The 16,449-nt window shown below is 70.1% G+C and carries 16 protein-coding genes; 5 read left to right on the top strand and 11 right to left on the bottom strand.

From position 1 onward, the window contains the following. Nucleotides 1-10 precede the first annotated feature (10 nt). From AB0M02_RS02100 to AB0M02_RS02090, 3 genes are all read right to left on the bottom strand, one after another. On the bottom strand, nt 11-802 hold the full coding sequence (locus AB0M02_RS02100; RefSeq protein WP_364220018.1) for a serine protease: 792 nt from the start codon (nt 800-802) through the stop codon (nt 11-13). Nucleotides 803-870: 68 nt separating this feature from the next. Beyond that, complete coding sequence (locus AB0M02_RS02095) at nt 871-1,572, bottom strand: transglycosylase SLT domain-containing protein (RefSeq protein WP_364220015.1); 702 nt, start codon at nt 1,570-1,572, stop codon at nt 871-873. A gap of 239 nt (nt 1,573-1,811) precedes the next feature. Beyond that, nucleotides 1,812-3,224: a PhoH family protein gene (locus tag AB0M02_RS02090; RefSeq protein ID WP_364220012.1), complete on the bottom strand. Its 1,413-nt coding sequence runs from the start codon at nt 3,222-3,224 to the stop codon at nt 1,812-1,814. Nucleotides 3,225-3,501: 277 nt separating this feature from the next. Here AB0M02_RS02090 and otsB point away from each other — a divergent pair, with 277 nt between their 5' ends. Further along, on the top strand, nt 3,502-4,308 hold the full coding sequence (gene otsB, locus AB0M02_RS02085; protein ID WP_364220009.1) for a trehalose-phosphatase: 807 nt from the start codon (nt 3,502-3,504) through the stop codon (nt 4,306-4,308). A gap of 274 nt (nt 4,309-4,582) precedes the next feature. On the opposite strand, the gene AB0M02_RS02080 is transcribed toward otsB, so the two are convergent. From AB0M02_RS02080 to AB0M02_RS02070, 3 genes are read right to left on the bottom strand one after another with little or no spacing between them, the layout of a single operon-like run. Further along, the gene (locus AB0M02_RS02080) at nt 4,583-5,353 is read right to left on the bottom strand and encodes an isoprenyl transferase (RefSeq protein ID WP_364220006.1); all 771 of its coding nucleotides are present in this window, start codon (nt 5,351-5,353) and stop codon (nt 4,583-4,585) included. A gap of 32 nt (nt 5,354-5,385) precedes the next feature. Continuing rightward, entirely contained in the window at nt 5,386-6,510 is a 1,125-nt protein-coding gene (locus tag AB0M02_RS02075) for a geranylgeranyl reductase family protein (protein ID WP_364220003.1), read from the bottom strand. Nucleotides 6,511-6,560: 50 nt separating this feature from the next. Further along, a complete protein-coding gene (locus tag AB0M02_RS02070) occupies nt 6,561-8,366 on the bottom strand; it encodes a phosphoenolpyruvate carboxykinase (GTP) (RefSeq protein ID WP_364220000.1) in 1,806 nt (601 codons plus the stop codon). Between the two features lie 310 nt (nt 8,367-8,676). Here AB0M02_RS02070 and AB0M02_RS02065 point away from each other — a divergent pair, with 310 nt between their 5' ends. From AB0M02_RS02065 to AB0M02_RS02055, 3 genes are read left to right on the top strand one after another with little or no spacing between them, the layout of a single operon-like run. Beyond that, a complete protein-coding gene (locus tag AB0M02_RS02065; protein WP_364219997.1) occupies nt 8,677-9,441 on the top strand; it encodes a sigma-70 family RNA polymerase sigma factor in 765 nt (254 codons plus the stop codon). A gap of 52 nt (nt 9,442-9,493) precedes the next feature. Then, nucleotides 9,494-10,006, top strand: a complete 513-nt coding sequence (locus AB0M02_RS02060; protein ID WP_364219994.1) for a GtrA family protein — start codon at nt 9,494-9,496, stop codon at nt 10,004-10,006. 9 nt (nt 10,007-10,015) lie between these two features. Further along, entirely contained in the window at nt 10,016-10,576 is a 561-nt protein-coding gene (locus AB0M02_RS02055; RefSeq protein WP_364219991.1) for a GtrA family protein, read from the top strand. Here AB0M02_RS02055 and AB0M02_RS02050 read toward each other — a convergent pair. From AB0M02_RS02050 to AB0M02_RS02040, 3 genes are read right to left on the bottom strand one after another with little or no spacing between them, the layout of a single operon-like run. Further along, on the bottom strand, nt 10,573-11,109 hold the full coding sequence (locus tag AB0M02_RS02050; RefSeq protein ID WP_364219988.1) for a PH domain-containing protein: 537 nt from the start codon (nt 11,107-11,109) through the stop codon (nt 10,573-10,575). The two genes, AB0M02_RS02055 and AB0M02_RS02050, sit on opposite strands and share 4 nt — an antisense overlap. 4 nt (nt 11,110-11,113) lie before the next feature. Then, nucleotides 11,114-11,968: a biotin--[acetyl-CoA-carboxylase] ligase gene (locus AB0M02_RS02045; RefSeq protein ID WP_364219985.1), complete on the bottom strand. Its 855-nt coding sequence runs from the start codon at nt 11,966-11,968 to the stop codon at nt 11,114-11,116. 9 nt (nt 11,969-11,977) lie between these two features. Further along, a complete protein-coding gene (locus AB0M02_RS02040; RefSeq protein WP_364219982.1) occupies nt 11,978-13,027 on the bottom strand; it encodes a hypothetical protein in 1,050 nt (349 codons plus the stop codon). A gap of 77 nt (nt 13,028-13,104) precedes the next feature. On the opposite strand from AB0M02_RS02040, the gene AB0M02_RS02035 reads away from it, so the two are divergent. Then, complete coding sequence (locus tag AB0M02_RS02035) at nt 13,105-14,688, top strand: acyl-CoA carboxylase subunit beta (RefSeq protein WP_364219979.1); 1,584 nt, start codon at nt 13,105-13,107, stop codon at nt 14,686-14,688. Nucleotides 14,689-14,754: 66 nt separating this feature from the next. On the opposite strand, the gene AB0M02_RS02030 is transcribed toward AB0M02_RS02035, so the two are convergent. Next, complete coding sequence (locus AB0M02_RS02030) at nt 14,755-15,495, bottom strand: M50 family metallopeptidase (RefSeq protein ID WP_364219976.1); 741 nt, start codon at nt 15,493-15,495, stop codon at nt 14,755-14,757. A gap of 23 nt (nt 15,496-15,518) precedes the next feature. Further along, nucleotides 15,519-15,734 carry a hypothetical protein gene (locus AB0M02_RS02025; RefSeq protein ID WP_364219973.1) on the bottom strand — a complete coding sequence of 72 codons (216 nt, stop codon included), beginning with the start codon at nt 15,732-15,734 and terminating at the stop codon, nt 15,519-15,521. Between the last annotated feature and the right edge of the window lie 715 nt (nt 15,735-16,449).

Raw genomic sequence — 16,449 nt, 5'->3', positions numbered from 1 at the left:
GAGCCACCACTCAGGCGAGTTTGCGGATCGCCGCCTTGATCGCCGGCCGGAACTTGGAGATCTGGGTGTAGACGCCGAAGTACCCGTCCCGCGCGCAGCCCAGGCCCCAGCTCACGATGCCGACCTGGACCCACCGGCCACCGGCCTCCTGGCGCACCATCGGGCCGCCGGAGTCGCCCTGGCAGGTGTCCACGCCGTGCTTGCCCGCGCAGATCGACTCGTCGCGTACCAGGTCCACGCCGGCCTTGCGGTACGCCACGGCGCAGGCCTCGTCCGCGATGGTCGGCACGCTCGCGTAGTGCAGCCGCCGCTCCTGCTGCAGCGACGCCTCCTTCGTCTGCCCCCAGCCCATCACGGTGAACGTGCCCGCGTCCCCGCTGCCGTCCTTGACCAGGTCGATCGTCGGCAGGTTCAGCGCGCGGGCGAGCTTGACCACCGCCCAGTCGTCGCCGCGGGTCTCGGTGATGAACCCGTTGGCCCGGATCACCTCGACCGACTTGACCGTGATCGCCTCCTTGGCGTCGAGGTCGGAGGCGCCGGCCGTGACCTCGATCCGGTCGGTGCGGCCGGTCGCGCCGGCGCAGTGCCCGGCGGTCAGCACGACCCGCGGCGCGACGAGCGTGCCGCCGCAGCCCATCGACAGACGCACAACCCAGGGGAACCGGCCGGCCTCGGCGACCTTGCCGCCGACCACCTCGCGGATCGGGTGGTCACGCTCGGCGGCCCGGGCGGGCGAGGCCGCCACGCCGGGCAGGACCGCGGCGGCGGCGACCAGGACAGCCGAAACGGCATTTCGGACCATGCAGACATTTGATCACAGCAAAACGGGGCCGCGCGGCGTGCCGCGCGACCCCGGGAAAGCTGGAGCTGTCAGTACCAGCCGACGTTCTGCGAGTGGCTCCAGGCGCCACAGGGCGTGTCGTACCGGCCCTTGATGTAGCCGAGGCCCCACTTGATCTGGGTGGCCGGGTTGGTCTTCCAATCCGAGCCGGCCGAGGCCATCTTGGTGCCCGGCAGCGCCTGGGGAATCCCGTACGCCCCGGAGCTGCGGTTGGTGGCCTTGTAGTTCCAGCCACTCTCCTTCTTCCACAGCTTGTCCAGGCACGGGAACTGGTCGAGCCCGAAGCCCGCCTCGAGCGTCAGGGCACAGCCGATCTTGCGGCTGCCGCTGTACTCGTCGCAGGAAGCCGGGATCGGGCCGGTGTACGCCACCGGGCCGCCGGTCTCCTCGGCCTTGCGCGCCGCCTCGGCCTCCTTCTCGGCCTTCTCCTCGGCGATTGCCTTCTTCTCCAGGGTGCGCGCCTTGCCGGCGGCGACCTTGGCCTCGGAGGCAGCCTTCGCGGCGGCCGCGTCCTCCGCCTGGCTCCGGTAGGCCCGGGCCGCGGCGTGGTCGGCCGCGCGGGCCTTCAGCAGCTGGATCTCGTCGGCGTTCGCCTGGACGACGAGCTTGGCTTCGGCGCTCTGCTGCTGGATGTCCTGGTTCTGGCCGAGGTAGACACCGCCGACCAGACCGGCGAGGAGGAGGGTGACGGATGCCGCACGAACTCCGAGCCGGCTCCAGAGCCGCTTCACGAAGATTCCCTTCGTCGGGGGCAATGACGCGGCGCGCACCCACCGTTACTCTCGGTGGAACACGCCGCGAGCACCGCGACCGTCCCGGTCGCCGCTCACACCCGCGGGGGAAATGGCCGGTGCCCGCCGAACACCATGGCGCAACGTGAAGTGGATGTGAAATGCCAGCGCGGTGATGTGACTTTAGTCACAACGAAATAGGCATCATTTCGGCTCAAAACCACCGCGCTGGCGTCATCTCACAGAGGGATCTCCTCCAGCAGATCGGTGACCACCTCGGCGATCGGCGACCGCTCGGAACGGGTCAGGGTGACGTGGGCGAAGATCGGATGTCCCTTCAGCGCCTCGATCACCGCTGTCACACCGTCGTGCCGGCCGACCCGCAGATTGTCACGCTGCGCGACATCGTGGGTGAGAACCACCCGCGAGCCCTGTCCGATGCGGGAGAGCACGGTCAGCAGCACGTTGCGTTCCAGCGACTGCGCCTCGTCGACGATCACGAACGCGTCGTGCAGGCTCCGGCCGCGGATGTGGGTCAGCGGCAGCACCTCGAGCATGCCGCGGGCCAGCACCTCCTCGACCACGTTGGCGTGCACCACCGCCCCGAGGGTGTCGAAGACCGCCTGCGCCCAGGGCGACATCTTCTCCGACTCGCTGCCGGGCAGGTAGCCGAGCTCCTGGCCGCCGACCGCGTACAACGGGCGGAAGACGATCACCTTCTTGTGGCGGTTGCGCTCCATGGTCGCCTCCAGGCCGGCGGCGAGCGCGAGAGCGGACTTGCCGGTGCCCGCCCGGCCGCCCAACGAGACGATGCCGATCGACTCGTCGAGCAGGATGTCCAGCGCGACCCGCTGCTCGGCGGAGCGGCCCCGCAGGCCGAACGCATCACGGTCGCCGCGAACCAGCTTGACCGTCTTGTCCGGGTTGACCCGGGCCAGGGCCGAGCCGCGCGGCGAGTGGATCACCAGGCCGGTGTGGCAGGGCAGGTTCTCCGCCTCCTCCACCTCCAGTTCGTCGCCGGAGTAGAGGGCGGCCACCTGGTCCTCGGACAGCTGCAGATCGGCCATGCCGGTCCAGGTGGGGTCGCTGGCCTGGCCGTGCCGGTACTCGTCGGCGGTCAGGCCGACCGAGGCGGCCTTGACCCGCAGCGGCATGTCCTTGCTGACCAGCGTGACGTCACGGCCCTCCGCGGCCAGCCCGAGCGCCACCGACAGGATGCGGGTGTCGTTCGAGTCGTTGCGGAAGCCCTGCGGCAGGACGCTCTGGTCGGCGTGGTTCAGCTCGACGCGCAGCGTGCCGCCCTCGTCGTTGCAGAGCACCGGCTGGTCGAGCCGGCCGTGCTTGATGCGCAGCTCGTCCAGCATGCGCAGCGACTGCCGCGCGAACCAGCCGAGTTCAGGGTGGTGACGTTTGCCCTCCAGCTCGGAGATGACCACGAGCGGGACGACCACCTCATGGTCGGTGAACCGGCGGAACGCCGCCGGGTCGGACAGCAGGACCGAAGTGTCCAGGACGAAGACCCTGCCGGCGGGGGCGGGCTCCGCGTCGGCGTGCCGGTCCCGGGACCTACGGCGTCCCGTGGTGGCACGGCTGCTGGAGACTTTTTCGGCCGGGTTCGTGTCGACCCCGGCATCGGTACGGCGAGATGTCACAGGCCTGCTCCAGCGGGCGCGCAACCCGGTCCGCCCGCAGTCCGCCACCTCCGGTCGCCGAGACCTTGCACGGGGTCGGATTGCGGGCCCCGTGGCGCATGTTGTCGCAGGTCCGGGCCGACCGGCTGGCCCGGGACGACCCCGTGCCATGACTCAAACGCTAGCGGTCAACAGCGTCCTGCGGTAGAGCGGAATATCCAGCACGCAGGGGTGACGCTCACCGCAGCCGAAAATCACCGCGCATGAAAGACGACCATCCACGGGTAGTCTGACTTGCGTGGCAGAGACGACCCGTCCGACACATCCGCTGAGCATCGACGAGGCGTGGGCGTTCACCGCCGAGCGCGCATCTGCGACCACCTTCTTCTTCGACTTCGACGGCGTCCTGTCGCCGGTCACCGACGATCCCGACGCCTCCCAGCCGGTCGCCGCGGTGCCCGGGGTGCTCGAGCAGCTGGCCACCGTCGTGGCCCGCGTGGCGATCGTCTCGGCGCGGCCGGTGAGCTTCCTGCGCTCGCGCTTCGCGACGCTGGAGCACGTCGACCTCTACGGCCTCTACGGCCTCGAGGTGTGGCACGACGGCGAGGTGGTCACCGAGCCGTCCGCGCTGGACTTCGTGCCGACCATGGCCGAGCTGGCCGAGCAGGCCCGCGCCGAGCTGCCGGGCGAGATCCTGGTGGAATACAAGCGGCTCTCCGTCGCCCTGCACTACCGGGTCGCTCCCGAGCTGGCCGCGACCGTCGAGCAGTGGGCCCACGAGCGCGCCGAGCGCCACGGCCTGCGTATCCAACGCGGCCGGATGGTCGCCGAGCTGAAGCCACCGGTCGACCAGGACAAGGGCATGGTCATCACCGAGGGCGTCCGCAACGCCGGCTGCGCCTGGTATTTCGGCGACGACATGTCCGACATCAAGGCCTTCGACGCACTACGCGCCCGCGAAGCCGTCGACCCGGACTTCTTCGGCATGGCGGTCGCCGTCGCCAACCCGGAAACCGGCGCCGAGGTCTCCAGCGCCGCCGACCTCACCCTCGACTCCCCAGCCGCCGTCGCCGCCTTCCTCACCGAAGGATTGCGCCGCTTCTAAGGAGGGTCAAAACCTCCATTTGGTACGAGTCCTGGCTCCCCCGCCGGACCCCGCAGCTCTCAAGAGTCAACGCGACCGACCTGCCACCCCAGGCCGTCCGGCGACCGCCGACGCCCACAGCAAACCCAGTGTGTGGAGTTGCGCCCCACAGCGCACCCCAACTCCACACGCAACCAACCCCCACCCGGGTGTGTGAAGTTGCGCCCCACAGCGCACCCAAACTCCACACGCTTGACGGGCTCCGCGCGCGAGGCGGACGTCGCGCCGGTGGGGGTCAGGCGCCGTAGCGGCGCTGGCGGCTCGCGTAGGAGCGGAGGGCTCGGAGGAAGTCGATGCGGCGGAAGTCGGGCCAGTTGGCGTCGTGGAAGTAGAACTCCGAGTGTGCCGACTGCCACAGCAGGAAGCCGGATAGCCGCTGCTCGCCGCTGGTGCGGATGACCAGGTCGGGGTCGGGCTGGCCGCGCGTGTAGAGGTGCTCGGCGATGTGCTCGACGTCGAGGATCTCGGCCAGTTCCTCGAGGGTGCCGCCGGAGGCGGCGTGTTCGTAGAGCAGGGAGCGGACCGCGTCGGTGATCTCGCGCCGGCCGCCGTAGCCGACCGCCATGTTGACCTCGACGCCGCCGCTGCGACGGCGGGTGCGCTCCTGTGCCGCCTTCAGTGACGCCGCGGTGGCGGCGGGCAGCAGATCGAGCGCGCCCACCATGCGCAGCCGCCACGGGTTGCCGTCCTCGGCCAGCTCGGTCGCCAGGTCCTCGATGATCTTCACGAGGGGGTCGAGCTCGGAGGCCGGGCGGCGCAGGTTGTCGGTGGCCAGCAGATAGAGGGTGACGTGCTCGATGCCGGCCTGGTCGCACCAGGTCAGCAGCTCCTTGACGCGCGTGGCGCCGACCCGGTGGCCGTCGTTGGGATCGACGAACCCCATCTCGCGGGCCCAGCGCCGGTTGCCGTCGCACATCACGCCGACGTGCCGGGGCACGGGAATGCCGGCCAGCTTGCCCGCCAGCCGCCGCTCGTAAAAGGAATAGATCAGGGAACGCAGACTCATCACCGCAAAGGGTAGCCACCCGCGCCGCACGCTCAAGCGCCGACGGTCGGCCTCTGGACCATCCGCAGCGCGATGCGCCCGATCGTGCGAGCGTCGAGCAGCCCGTCAGCGAGACCGAGCTCCACCATCCGGGCGAACACGGCCGGGTCGTTCGCGGCCGCTCCGATCGCGGCGTCCGCCACGCGCGGCCACGAGGTGAGCCGGGCCGCCGTCGCCGAGTGCCGCAGATGCCGCCCGAGACGCCGGTGCAGCGCGTCGCGGTAGCGGCGGGCCACCCCGATCGGGCCACCTGCCGCGCAGGCGCCGGCCAGCGCGCCGGAGAGCACGGCGTAGAAAATGCCTTCCCCGGTGCACGGGTTGATCAGGGAGAGGGCGTCGCCGGCGAGCAGCACGCGGCCGCGACCCGGCGCCGGCCGGCGGGTGGACAGGGGCAGGTGGTGCCCACGCAAGCCGGTCGGTTCGGCGCCGGGCAGGAGATCGTTCAACTGCTTCAGGAGGTACGGGCGGGACAGCGCCGTTCCGCGAAGGAGCTCTCCGTAACCGACGTTGGCGGTGCCGTCGCCGATCGGGAACTCCCACGCGTACGCCGGCCAGCGCTGCCGGGTGGTGACGATCAGCTGTTCGCGGGTGGTGGCCGGGCGGTAACCGCGGATCGCGATCGCGAGATGTCCGGGCGGGTTGACTCCGGAGCCGAGTGCGCGGCGCACCACTGACGAAGCGCCGTCGGCTCCGATCACCACACGCGCGCGGAACTCGCCGTCGATGACAACGGTGTGCTCCTCGCGTACCTCTCGAACTTGATGTTTATGAAGCACGGCGCCGGCGGCGACGGCAGCCCGGGTGATCCGGAAATCGAAGACCCGGCGGGGGATCACGTAGGCCGGGTGGGGCAGCCGCCGTGCCGCAGCCGTCCCACCGGGCGAGACCAGGCGCAGGGTCTCCACCTGCGGATATCCGGCGGTGGTGTCCGCGACGCCCAGCCCGGACAGTACGTCGACGGCCTGCGCGGCGATGCCGTCACCACAGGTCTTGTCGCGCGGGAAATCCGCGCGATCGAGCAGCAGCACCCGGGCACCGGCCCGGCGGGCGGCAAGTGCCGCCGCCGAGCCGGCCGGGCCCGCACCGATCACCGCGACGTCGTAGACATCGATCCCCATCGCGCCAATCGTGCCCTACGGCGTGCTCATCTCCCCTGCCGCTGGAGATGTCACGCTTTCTCGAGGCGGGCGCGCAGGGCGTCGAGTTCCGCCCAGAGCACCGCGGGGAGCTTGTCCCCGAACTTCTGGAACCACTCGGTGACCTGGGGAATCTCGGCGAGCCACTCCTCGGTGTCGACCTTGAGCACGGCATCCAGGTCGGCCGGGTCGATGTCGAGACCGGTCAGGTCGAGGGCGTCCGCGGTCGGCACGTGGCCGATCGCGGTCTCCACCGCGTCGCCCTTGCCGTCGAGGCGCTCGACGACCCACTTGAGCACCCGGCTGTTCTCGCCGAAGCCCGGCCAGAGGAACCGGCCGTCGTCGCCGCGGCGGAACCAGTTGACGTAGAAGACCTTGGGCAGCTTGTCGGCGTCGCCCGAGGCGCCCTTCGCCATGTCGATCCAGTGCTGGAAGTAGTCGCCGGCGTGGTAGCCGATGAACGGCAGCATCGCCATCGGGTCGCGGCGCACGACGCCGACCTGCCCGACCGCGGCCGCGGTGGTCTCGCTGGAGAGCGTGGCGCCGAGGTAGACGCCGTGCACCCAGTCGCGGGCCTCGGTGACCAGCGGAACCGTGGTCTTGCGCCGGCCGCCGAACAGGATCGCGTCGATCGGTACGCCACGCGGGTCGTGATACTCGTCCGCCAGGATCGGGCACTGCTCGATCGGCGTGCAGAACCGGCTGTTGGGGTGGCTGGAGACGGCCTCGGAGTCGGGCGTCCAGTCCTTTCCCTTCCAGTCGATGAGGTGCGCGGGCGGCTCGCCCATGCCCTCCCACCAGATGTCGCCGTCGTCGGTGAGCGCCACGTTGGTGAAGACCGAGTTGCCCTTGGCCAGCGTGCGCATGGCGTTCGGGTTGGTGTGGAAGTCGGTGCCGGGCGCGACGCCGAACAGCCCGTACTCCGGGTTGGTGGCCCACAGGCGGCCGTCCTCGCCGAAGCGCATCCAGGCGATGTCGTCGCCGACCGTCTCGACCTTCCACCCGGGCAGGGTGGGCTCGAGCATGGCGAGGTTGGTCTTGCCGCACGCCGACGGGAACGCGCCGGCGATGTAGCGGACCCGGCCCTCCGGCGAGGTGAGCTTCATGATCAGCATGTGCTCGGCGAGCCAGCCCTCGTCGCGGGCCGCCACGCTGGCGATCCGCAGGGCGAAGCACTTCTTGCCGAGCAGCGAGTTACCGCCGTACCCGGAGCCGAACGACCAGATCTCCCGGGTCTCCGGGAAGTGCGAGATGTACTTGGTCTCGCTGCACGGCCAGGCGGCGTCCGTGTCCCCTTCGGCGAGCGGCGCGCCGACCGAGTGCAGGCACGGCACGTAGTCCGCGTCGTCGCCCATCGCCTCCAGGACCCCGGCCCCCATCCGGGTCATGATGCGCATGCTGGCCACGACGTACGGGCTGTCGGTGAGCTCCACGCCGAACATGGGCTGTGGTGAGTCGAGCGGGCCCATGCAGAACGGGACGACGTACATCGTGCGGCCCGCCATGCACCCCCGGTAGAGCCCGGTCATGACCTGCTTCATCTCGGCCGGCGCCATCCAGTTGTTGGTGGGACCGGCGTCGGCCTCGTCGACCGAGCAGATGAAGGTGCGCTCCTCGACGCGCGCCACATCGGACGGATCGGTACGTGCCCAGAACGAGTTGGGTTTCTTCTCCTCGTCGAGGCGGACCAGCGCGCCCGACGCGACGAGCTCGTCGGTGAGGCGGGTCCACTCCTCTTCCGAACCGTCGCACCAGACGATCCGGTCGGGTGTTGTCAGGGCGGCGACCTCGTCGATCCACGCCAGAAGGCGGGGATGCGAGGTAGGGGGCTGAGACAAGATGAAGCTCCTTCGGTCGGCACTGACCAATGACGCATCAGCCGGGGAGCCCGGCGTCGGTCATGGGAGTTACGTCAGCGTAAGCCCGACACTGCGTTGAGTTCATCGGTCATACCTGTGGACAACCGCACAATCTTTGGTTGCTTTGCGCGCAGACGATCGATTCTTCGCTCCCAAGCGCAGCTGCGCGCAAGCGAGCCCGAACTCGGCGTGCCACACCGCCTAGACGACAACTTTCACAAAAAGGACTTAACGCCTTAGACTTTCACCTAATCGGGCTTTCCTCGCAGTTCCGGCCACAGGAGGCGGAATGACGATCCCGGGCAACGACGCGGACACGGACACGGACCTTCTGGCCGCTGTCCGGGCCGGCGACACAGCCGCGTTCGGGACGCTCTATCAGCGCCACCACGCGGCCGCGCGCCAGTTCGCGTACGGGCTGACCCGCGATCCCGCCGACGTCGACGACCTGGTCGCGGAGACGTTCGCGAAGGTGTTCGCGACGTTGCGCGCCGGGCGGGGACCGCTGGTGGCGTTCCGGGCGTACCTGCACACCACGATGCGGCACGTCTGCTATCACCGGGCCCGGCTGGACCGCCGCCTGGAGTTCACCGACGACCTGACCCGGTACGACCCGGGCGAGCCGTTCACCGACCCGGCGCTGGACCGTCTCGAGCGCAGCTTCGCCGCGGCCGCGTTCCGCCAGCTGCCGCCGCGCTGGCGCGACGTGCTCTGGCAGACCGAGGTCGAGGGCAACACCCCCGCCGAGCTCGCGCCGCGGATGGGACTGACCCCGAACGCGGTGGCCGTGCTGGCCCACCGGGCCCGCGAGGGCCTGCGCAGTCTCTATCTTCAGCAGCACGTGACCGCTGCCGATCACCCTGAGTGCCGCTGGGCGGGCGAACGGCTGGGCGGTCAGGTGCGCGGACGGCTCGCTCCGCGTGACTCCCACCGGATGCGCACCCACCTCGCATGGTGCGAGGACTGCCGCGGGCGGCTCGCCGAGATCCGCGAGGTCGACGGCTTTCGTAACGCGCCGTATCGACAGCGTCACCACGTCGAGACGTCCGGTTAAGACTCGGCAGCGAAGACAGCGAGGCGTGACTACCCCCGGTACCCTCGGATCCGTGCCCCCGAACCCACCGCAGCCGACCGGTCTGCGCACACGGATCCGGGCGTTCGCCCGTGAGGTGAGCAAGTTCGGACTGGTCGGCGGGATCGCGTTCGCGGTCGATCTGGCGATCTTCAACTTCCTGCTGCAGCGTGGCAGCGAACCGCTGATCGCCAAGACCCTCTCCACCACGGTGGCGACGACGCTCGCGTTCTTCGGCAACCGGTTCTGGACCTGGCGCCATGGTGATCACACACACATGGCCCGGCAGTACACGATGTTCTTCGTGTTGAATGCGATCGGCCTCGGCATCGCCCTGACCTGCCTCGCGATCAGCCACTACGCGCTCGGGCAGATCTGGCCGGCGCTGCAGAGCCACTTCGCGGACATCGTCTCGGGACAGCTCATCGGTACCGCTTTGGGTACCCTGTTCCGGTTCTGGTCCTACCGCCGATTCGTTTTCCGGGTCACCGACGCCCCGGTGCCGGCCGGGAGTATGACGTCGGCGTCCTCCCCCCGTTCCCCGTAAGGTTGTCCAATGCCCTCAGGCAGCAGCACGCTGGCACAGCGCCTCCGCCGTCTCGCGCCGGAAGCCATCGCGTTCGGCATCATCGGCGCCGGCAACACCGCGCTGTTCCTCGCGATCACGTACGTTCTGCTGCCGATCGGCGCGGTCAAGGCGAGTGTGGTGGCCACGGTCATCACGACCACCTTGGCGTACCTGGCGAACCGCTACTGGACCTACCGCAACCACACGCGGACCGCGATGCGGCGTGAGTACACGCTGTTCTTCGGCTTCAACCTGGTCGGCATGATCATTCAGTCCGGCGCGATCACCATCGGCAAGTACGGATTCGGCCTCACCGAGGAGCACGACGAGGTCGCGTTCATGGCGGTGACGGTGCTCGGCATCGGGATCGCGACGATCTTCCGCTTCTGGGCGTACCGGACGTTCGTCTTCCTCAAGCCGCCGGTCGACGGGCACGAGGGCGCCATCGCCGAGCTGGACGCCACCGCAGGCCTGGCCGAGCTCAGCGCGGTCGACGTGCCGGGCAGTGCGGCGCGGCTGGACCTCAAGCCCGAGTTGGATCCCAGCTAGCGCCTTCGCCGAGGAGCCGGCTCTTCTTCCTCCTCCTCGTCCTCCTCCGCGGGCGCGTGCTCGATCAGTTCGTAGAGGGTGTTCTGCACCTGCTGGGCGCCCGGGACGCCGGCCAGCTTCGCGCTCTGCTCGCCGATCGAGTCGATGGTGAGCGTGCCGCTGCCGAGCATCCGGTCCAGCAGCGACTGGGACAGCGCGTGGTCGTTCACCCGGTTCAGCGGCAGGTCGCGGCGCTCGCGGGTGAGCACGCCGTGCTGCACCAGGATCCGCTCGTCGGTCAGCACGTAGTGGGTGCAGCGCCAGGACACCAGCGGGGCCAGGCCGTTGCGGACGCCGTACCACACCATGATGGTGGCGACCATCAGCAGGCCGATCCGGCCGCCCTCACTGGACGGCAGCATCACCCAGGCCAGGATGAAGCCGGCCAGCGTCAGGAGCAGCACCAGGACCGGTGCCACCGCCGCCTTCCAGTGCGGACGCAGATGGAGGACGACCTCTTCCTCTTCCGCGAGGACCTCGTCGGGGAACGCCACGCCGTCAGCGTACGTGCAGCACGTCACCGGCCGAGACCGGAAGGTGGGCGCCGTCCTCCGTACGGATCACCAGCTGGCCGTCTCGGTCGACCGCGACGGCCTCGCCGGTCAGCTCGCCGCCGCCCGGCAGCAGCACCCGGACCGCGCGGCCGACCGTCGCGCACCCGCGCTGGTACTCGCCGAGCAGCCCGCACATCTCGGCGTCACCGCCGGCCTCGCGCCAGCCGCCGTACCACCGGTCCAGGCTGCGCAGCAGCGCCCGCAGCAGCGGATCGCGGTCGAAGTCCTCGGCACCGGCCACCCGCAGCGACGTGGCCGGCACACCGGTGGTCTCCGGCAGCTCCTCGGCGCGGGTGCTGACGTTGAGGCCGATCCCGATCACCACGGCGTCGCCGGACACCTCGGCCAGGATCCCGGCGCACTTGCGGCCGTCGACGAGCAGATCGTTCGGCCACTTCAGCTCGGCGTCCACACCGGCCACCCGGATCACCGCCTCACGCAGCGCCACCCCGGCCAGCAGCGACAGCCAGCCGATGCTGCCGATCGGCGCGGGAGCCCAGCCGCGCTCCGCGTTCGCGGCGACCGGGCGCAGCAGCACGCTGAGCGTGAGCCCGGCCCGCGGCGGTGACGTCCACTGCCGGTCCCGGCGGCCTCGGCCGGCCACCTGACTCTCGGCCACCACGACCAGGCCCTCGGCGGCACCCTGCCGGGCCGCCTCGGCGGCGTCCGCGTTGGTGGATCCGGTCTCGGCCCGCACGTCCAGCTTCGACCAGAGCGCACCGGGTACGACCAAGGCCCGGGTCAGTGCCCGGGCGGACAGGGGAGGACGGTCGAGGTCGGAGTACGGCGAAGCGGCCACTCCGGAAGCCTAGTCAGCGGCTCCGGCGGAATGGCGGCTGACGTAGCCGGTGCCGGGCTCGGAGCGTTCAGTGGGGCGCGGGCGGGGGCGGGGACGGCCGTGTCGGGGGGCGGTTGCCTTCTCGTCGCGGGCCGCCCACGACCTGGGCAGGCGGATCCGGCGGGATTCCTCATCGCCGGGCCTCTCGGGCCGCCAGGCGGGATGCTTCTCGGAATGCCAGGCCGGGACCAGCGTGGTGGGCTCCGCGGCCTGGACCGGTGTCAGGTCGAAGCCGGTCGCCGGCTCGTAGTCGGGCACCGGCGGCAGCCGTTCCACCGGGATCGGCCAGCCGTATCCGCGGGCCGACGGCTCCGGGTCGGCGTAGAGATCGTCCGGGACCGGGGTCCAGTAGTCGCCGGCCGGCGGGCGGTCGTCCAGGTCGCGGTAGTGCGGCCGCACCCAGTTCTCGACCCGGTCGCCGGCCCACGGGTCCGCAGCGGGCCGGCGCTGGGCGGCGGCCCACTCGTAGTCGTCGTAACCCCGGTCGTCGTCGTAGTCCGGGTCGTCGCGCTCCGGATCGCGCTCGGGCTCCTCGGGCTCGTGATCCTCGTACCCGATCATCCGGGGGCCGTCCTCGCCGTCCTCCGGCTCGCCCTGCTCCGATTCGTCCTGCTCCGGCCAGCCCTGCTCGTCCTCGTGGGCGTCGTCGGCCAGGCCGATCGAGGCCAGGCCGCTGCCGTCGGCGTCCGGGTCGGACGGACGGCCGCTGAACGCGGCGGCCAGCCGGCGCCGGCGCCCGGCCCGGGTCTCCGGCTCGGGCAGCGATTCGAGCAGCGGCTCGGGCAGCGGTTCGACGCAGTCGAACTCGGTCGACGGGAACACGTCTCCCTCGGGCTCGCGGATCGGGCGCGACACCGGGGGTGCGGGCGGAACGGCCACCGGTCGCCGCCGGCGTGCGGGCGCGCCGGCCCGGGACACGCGACGGCCCCCGCCGCCGAAGATCACAGCGCGGAAGCTGATCAACGTGGCGAGGCCGCCTGCGATGAAGGCGAGCCCTGCCGCGGTCATCCAGTTCGTCACGAGGAGTGTAACGAATGGGGCATTGGGTATGAAACGCACTCGTTCTCCGCGCGTCGGCGCGACGATACGATCAGCGCGTGGCGAACACCCCTGCAGAGCAGCCCGACATCCACACCACCGCCGGCAAGCTCGCCGACCTCGCCCGGCGTACCGAGGAAGCGGTGCACGCCGGATCCGAGCGGGCCATCGAGAAGCAGCACGCCCGCGGCAAGAAGACCGCGCGCGAACGCATCGAGTTGCTGCTCGACAAGGACTCGTTCGTCGAGCTGGACGAACTGGCCCGGCACCGCTCGACCGCCTTCGGCCTGGACCGCAACCGGCCGTACGGCGACGGTGTGGTCACCGGCCACGGAACGATCGACGGCCGTCAGGTGTGCGTCTTCTCGCAGGACTTCACGGTCTTCGGCGGCTCCCTCGGCGAGGTGTTCGGCGAGAAGATCGTCAAGGTGCTCGACCTCGCCATGAAGATCGGCTGCCCGATCATCGGCATCAACGACTCCGGCGGCGCCCGGATCCAGGAGGGCGTGGTCGCGCTCGGCCTCTACGCCGACATCTTCTTCCGCAACGTACGGGCCAGCGGCGTCATCCCGCAGATCTCGCTGATCATGGGCCCGTGTGCGGGCGGCGCGGTCTACTCCCCCGCGATCACCGACTTCACGGTCATGGTCGACCAGACCTCGCACATGTTCATCACCGGCCCGGACGTGATCAAGACGGTCACCGGCGAGGAGGTCGGGTTCGAGGAGCTGGGCGGGGCGCGTACGCACAACTCCCGCAGCGGCAACGCGCACTACCTCGCCAGCGACGAGGAGGACGCGATCGACTACGTCCGGGCGCTGCTGTCGTACCTGCCCAGCAACAACCTGGACGAGCCGGTGCTGCTCCCCGTCGATGGCGATCTCGAATCGGGTGACGAGGACCGTGCGCTGGACACCCTCATCCCGAACTCGCCGAACCAGCCCTACGACATCAAAAAGGTCGTGGAGACGGTCGTCGACGAGTTCCTGGAGGTGCAGCCGCTCTACGCGCAGAACATCGTGGTCGGGTTCGGCCGGGTCGAGGGCCGCCCGGTCGGAGTCGTCGCCAACCAGCCGATGAACCTGGCCGGGACACTCGACATCGCGGCGTCGGAGAAGGCGGCGCGGTTCGTGCGTACCTGTGACGCGTTCAACATCCCCGTGCTGACGTTCGTGGACGTGCCCGGCTTCCTGCCCGGCACCGGACAGGAGTGGGACGGGATCATCCGGCGCGGGGCCAAGCTCATCTACGCGTACGCGGAGGCCACCGTCCCCAAGGTCACGGTGATCACGCGGAAGGCGTACGGCGGCGCCTACGACGTGATGGGTTCCAAGCATCTCGGCGCGGACGTCAACTTCGCCTGGCCGACGGCGCAGATCGCGGTGATGGGCGCGCAGGGTGCGGTCAACATCCTCTACCGGGCGGAACTGGCCGGTGCGCAGGATCCGGCTGGGCGCCGGGCCGAGCTGATCCAGGAGTACGAGGACACGCTCGCGAACCCGTACATCGCCGCGGAGCGCGGTTACGTGGACGCGGTCATCCAGCCGTCACAGACCCGCGCGCAGGTCACCCGCGCCCTCCGAATGCTCCGCACCAAGCGGGAATCGTTGCCGCCCAAGAAGCACGGCAACATCCCGCTCTAACGGCTTTCCGCGTGTGAAGTTCGGGCGCGTATGAGGGCCGAACTCCACACGCCAAACCGCTGTGCTTCAGACGGTTGAGGTGGTGGGGAGCCACTGGCCGGCGAGGAGGAACGCGCCGGCCAGGAGGGCGATCAGGTTCACCGCGAGGAAGACGCCCACCCAGAGCAGGGCAGGCAGGTGGGTGAGACGGGCCAGCTGATCGGCGTCGGAGTCGCGCATGCGGCCGCGGTTGCGCAGCGTCTGCAGCTCGAAGACCGGACGAACACCACCGAACAACAGGAACCAGACACCAGCGTACGCAAAGGCGGCCTGCACCTCGGGTGACGCGTACCAGGAGACGACGAAGACGATCGCGCCCGTGACCAGCAGCGAGATCACGCCGAACAGGTTCCTGATGTTGATCAGCATGAGCAGCAGCAGAACCACGGCGAGCCAGAGCAGCAGCGTGATCCGGTTACCGCCGAGCAGCCAGGCTCCGAGCACGCCGACCAGCGACGGCGCGATGTAGCCGCCGAGCAGGGTCAGAATCATGCCGGGACCCGTCGGGCGACCGGCCGAGAGCGTGAGCCCGGACGTGTCGAACTCGAGCCGGATGCCGCGCAGCTTCCGGCCCGTCAGCAGCGCGAACAGGGCATGACCGCCCTCGTGCGCGATCGTGACAGCGTTGCGCGCCACCCGCCAGACCGGGCGGACGGCCACCGCGAGGAGACCGGCCACCGCGGTGAGCAGCACCAGCATCCCGGGCGGGTCGGGCTGGGCACCGAAGAGTTGGTCCCAGAGGTCGTTCACACCGTCGATCGACAACACCCGGGGGACTGTAGCCGATCACGCTAAGCGCGCCGGCGTACCACCGCCTCCGCGGGCTCCGCCTCGCGCCGGCCGAGGTTCCGCGCGGCGATCACACCGCCGGCCACCACAGCCGCACCGGCGACGACGAGAAGAGTGATGAGCAGACCGGCAGCCGCAACGACGAGCGCTAGGTCCGCCACCGCGATGAGCATCCACAGGGCGATCGTGGGCTTCCTGCCGTGCCGTCGGCAGTTCATGATGCACCTCCATCCGTGACGGTGGATAACTACCCAGCCGCCCGGATCTCACGCATCACCGCTTGGCGAATCCTCCGGCGACCACGTCGAAGTCCTTGCGCGCCTCGTCCCAGACCTCCGGCGAGGTGTAGAGCGACAGCAGATAGGTCTGGCCGTCGATGGCGAACGCCCGCCGCACCACGTGCTGCGAGTTCCCGCTGCCCGTCTTGTAGGTGAACTCCCAGTCGGCGGCCTTGCCGTGGAAGTCGACCGGGGTTACGCCGATCTTCTGGTAGCTCCGGTAGTGACCGGTCTGCTGCGCCTCGATGAACTTCACCGGATCACCGAGCGGCGCGTTGATCACGTCGACCCGGATCATCCGGTTGTTCCAGCTCACGCTGAGACCACTGCCGCCACCGCCACCCGAGACGCTGTTCGGGACCGGGAAACTGAAGCCGGACGCCTTGTACGTGCGCCAGCCCTCCGGGATCCCGGCGGGCACGGTGCTCTGCGGCGCGGGTTCCGAAGTCCCGCCCTTGGCCGGGGTGGACTTGTCCGGCGCCGGATTGCCGGTCACCGCCGCCTTGGTGGGCTCGGGGTTGGCCGTGGCGTCGTCGTCCGAACCGAACGCCTGCACCAGGATGATGCCGACCAGCAGTACGAACGTCAGCACGATGCCGAGGCCGATCGCGGCCTGCCGCTTCGTGAGCGTGGTGCCCAGGATCGTGATCCCGGC

Origin of the sequence: Actinoplanes sp. NPDC051861 (genome assembly GCF_040681145.1) — a bacterium.
In the GTDB taxonomy this organism is placed as follows: domain Bacteria; phylum Actinomycetota; class Actinomycetes; order Mycobacteriales; family Micromonosporaceae; genus Actinoplanes.
Note: the sequence above shows the minus strand (reverse complement) of the source record. Positions and strands in the feature narration are given on the sequence as shown.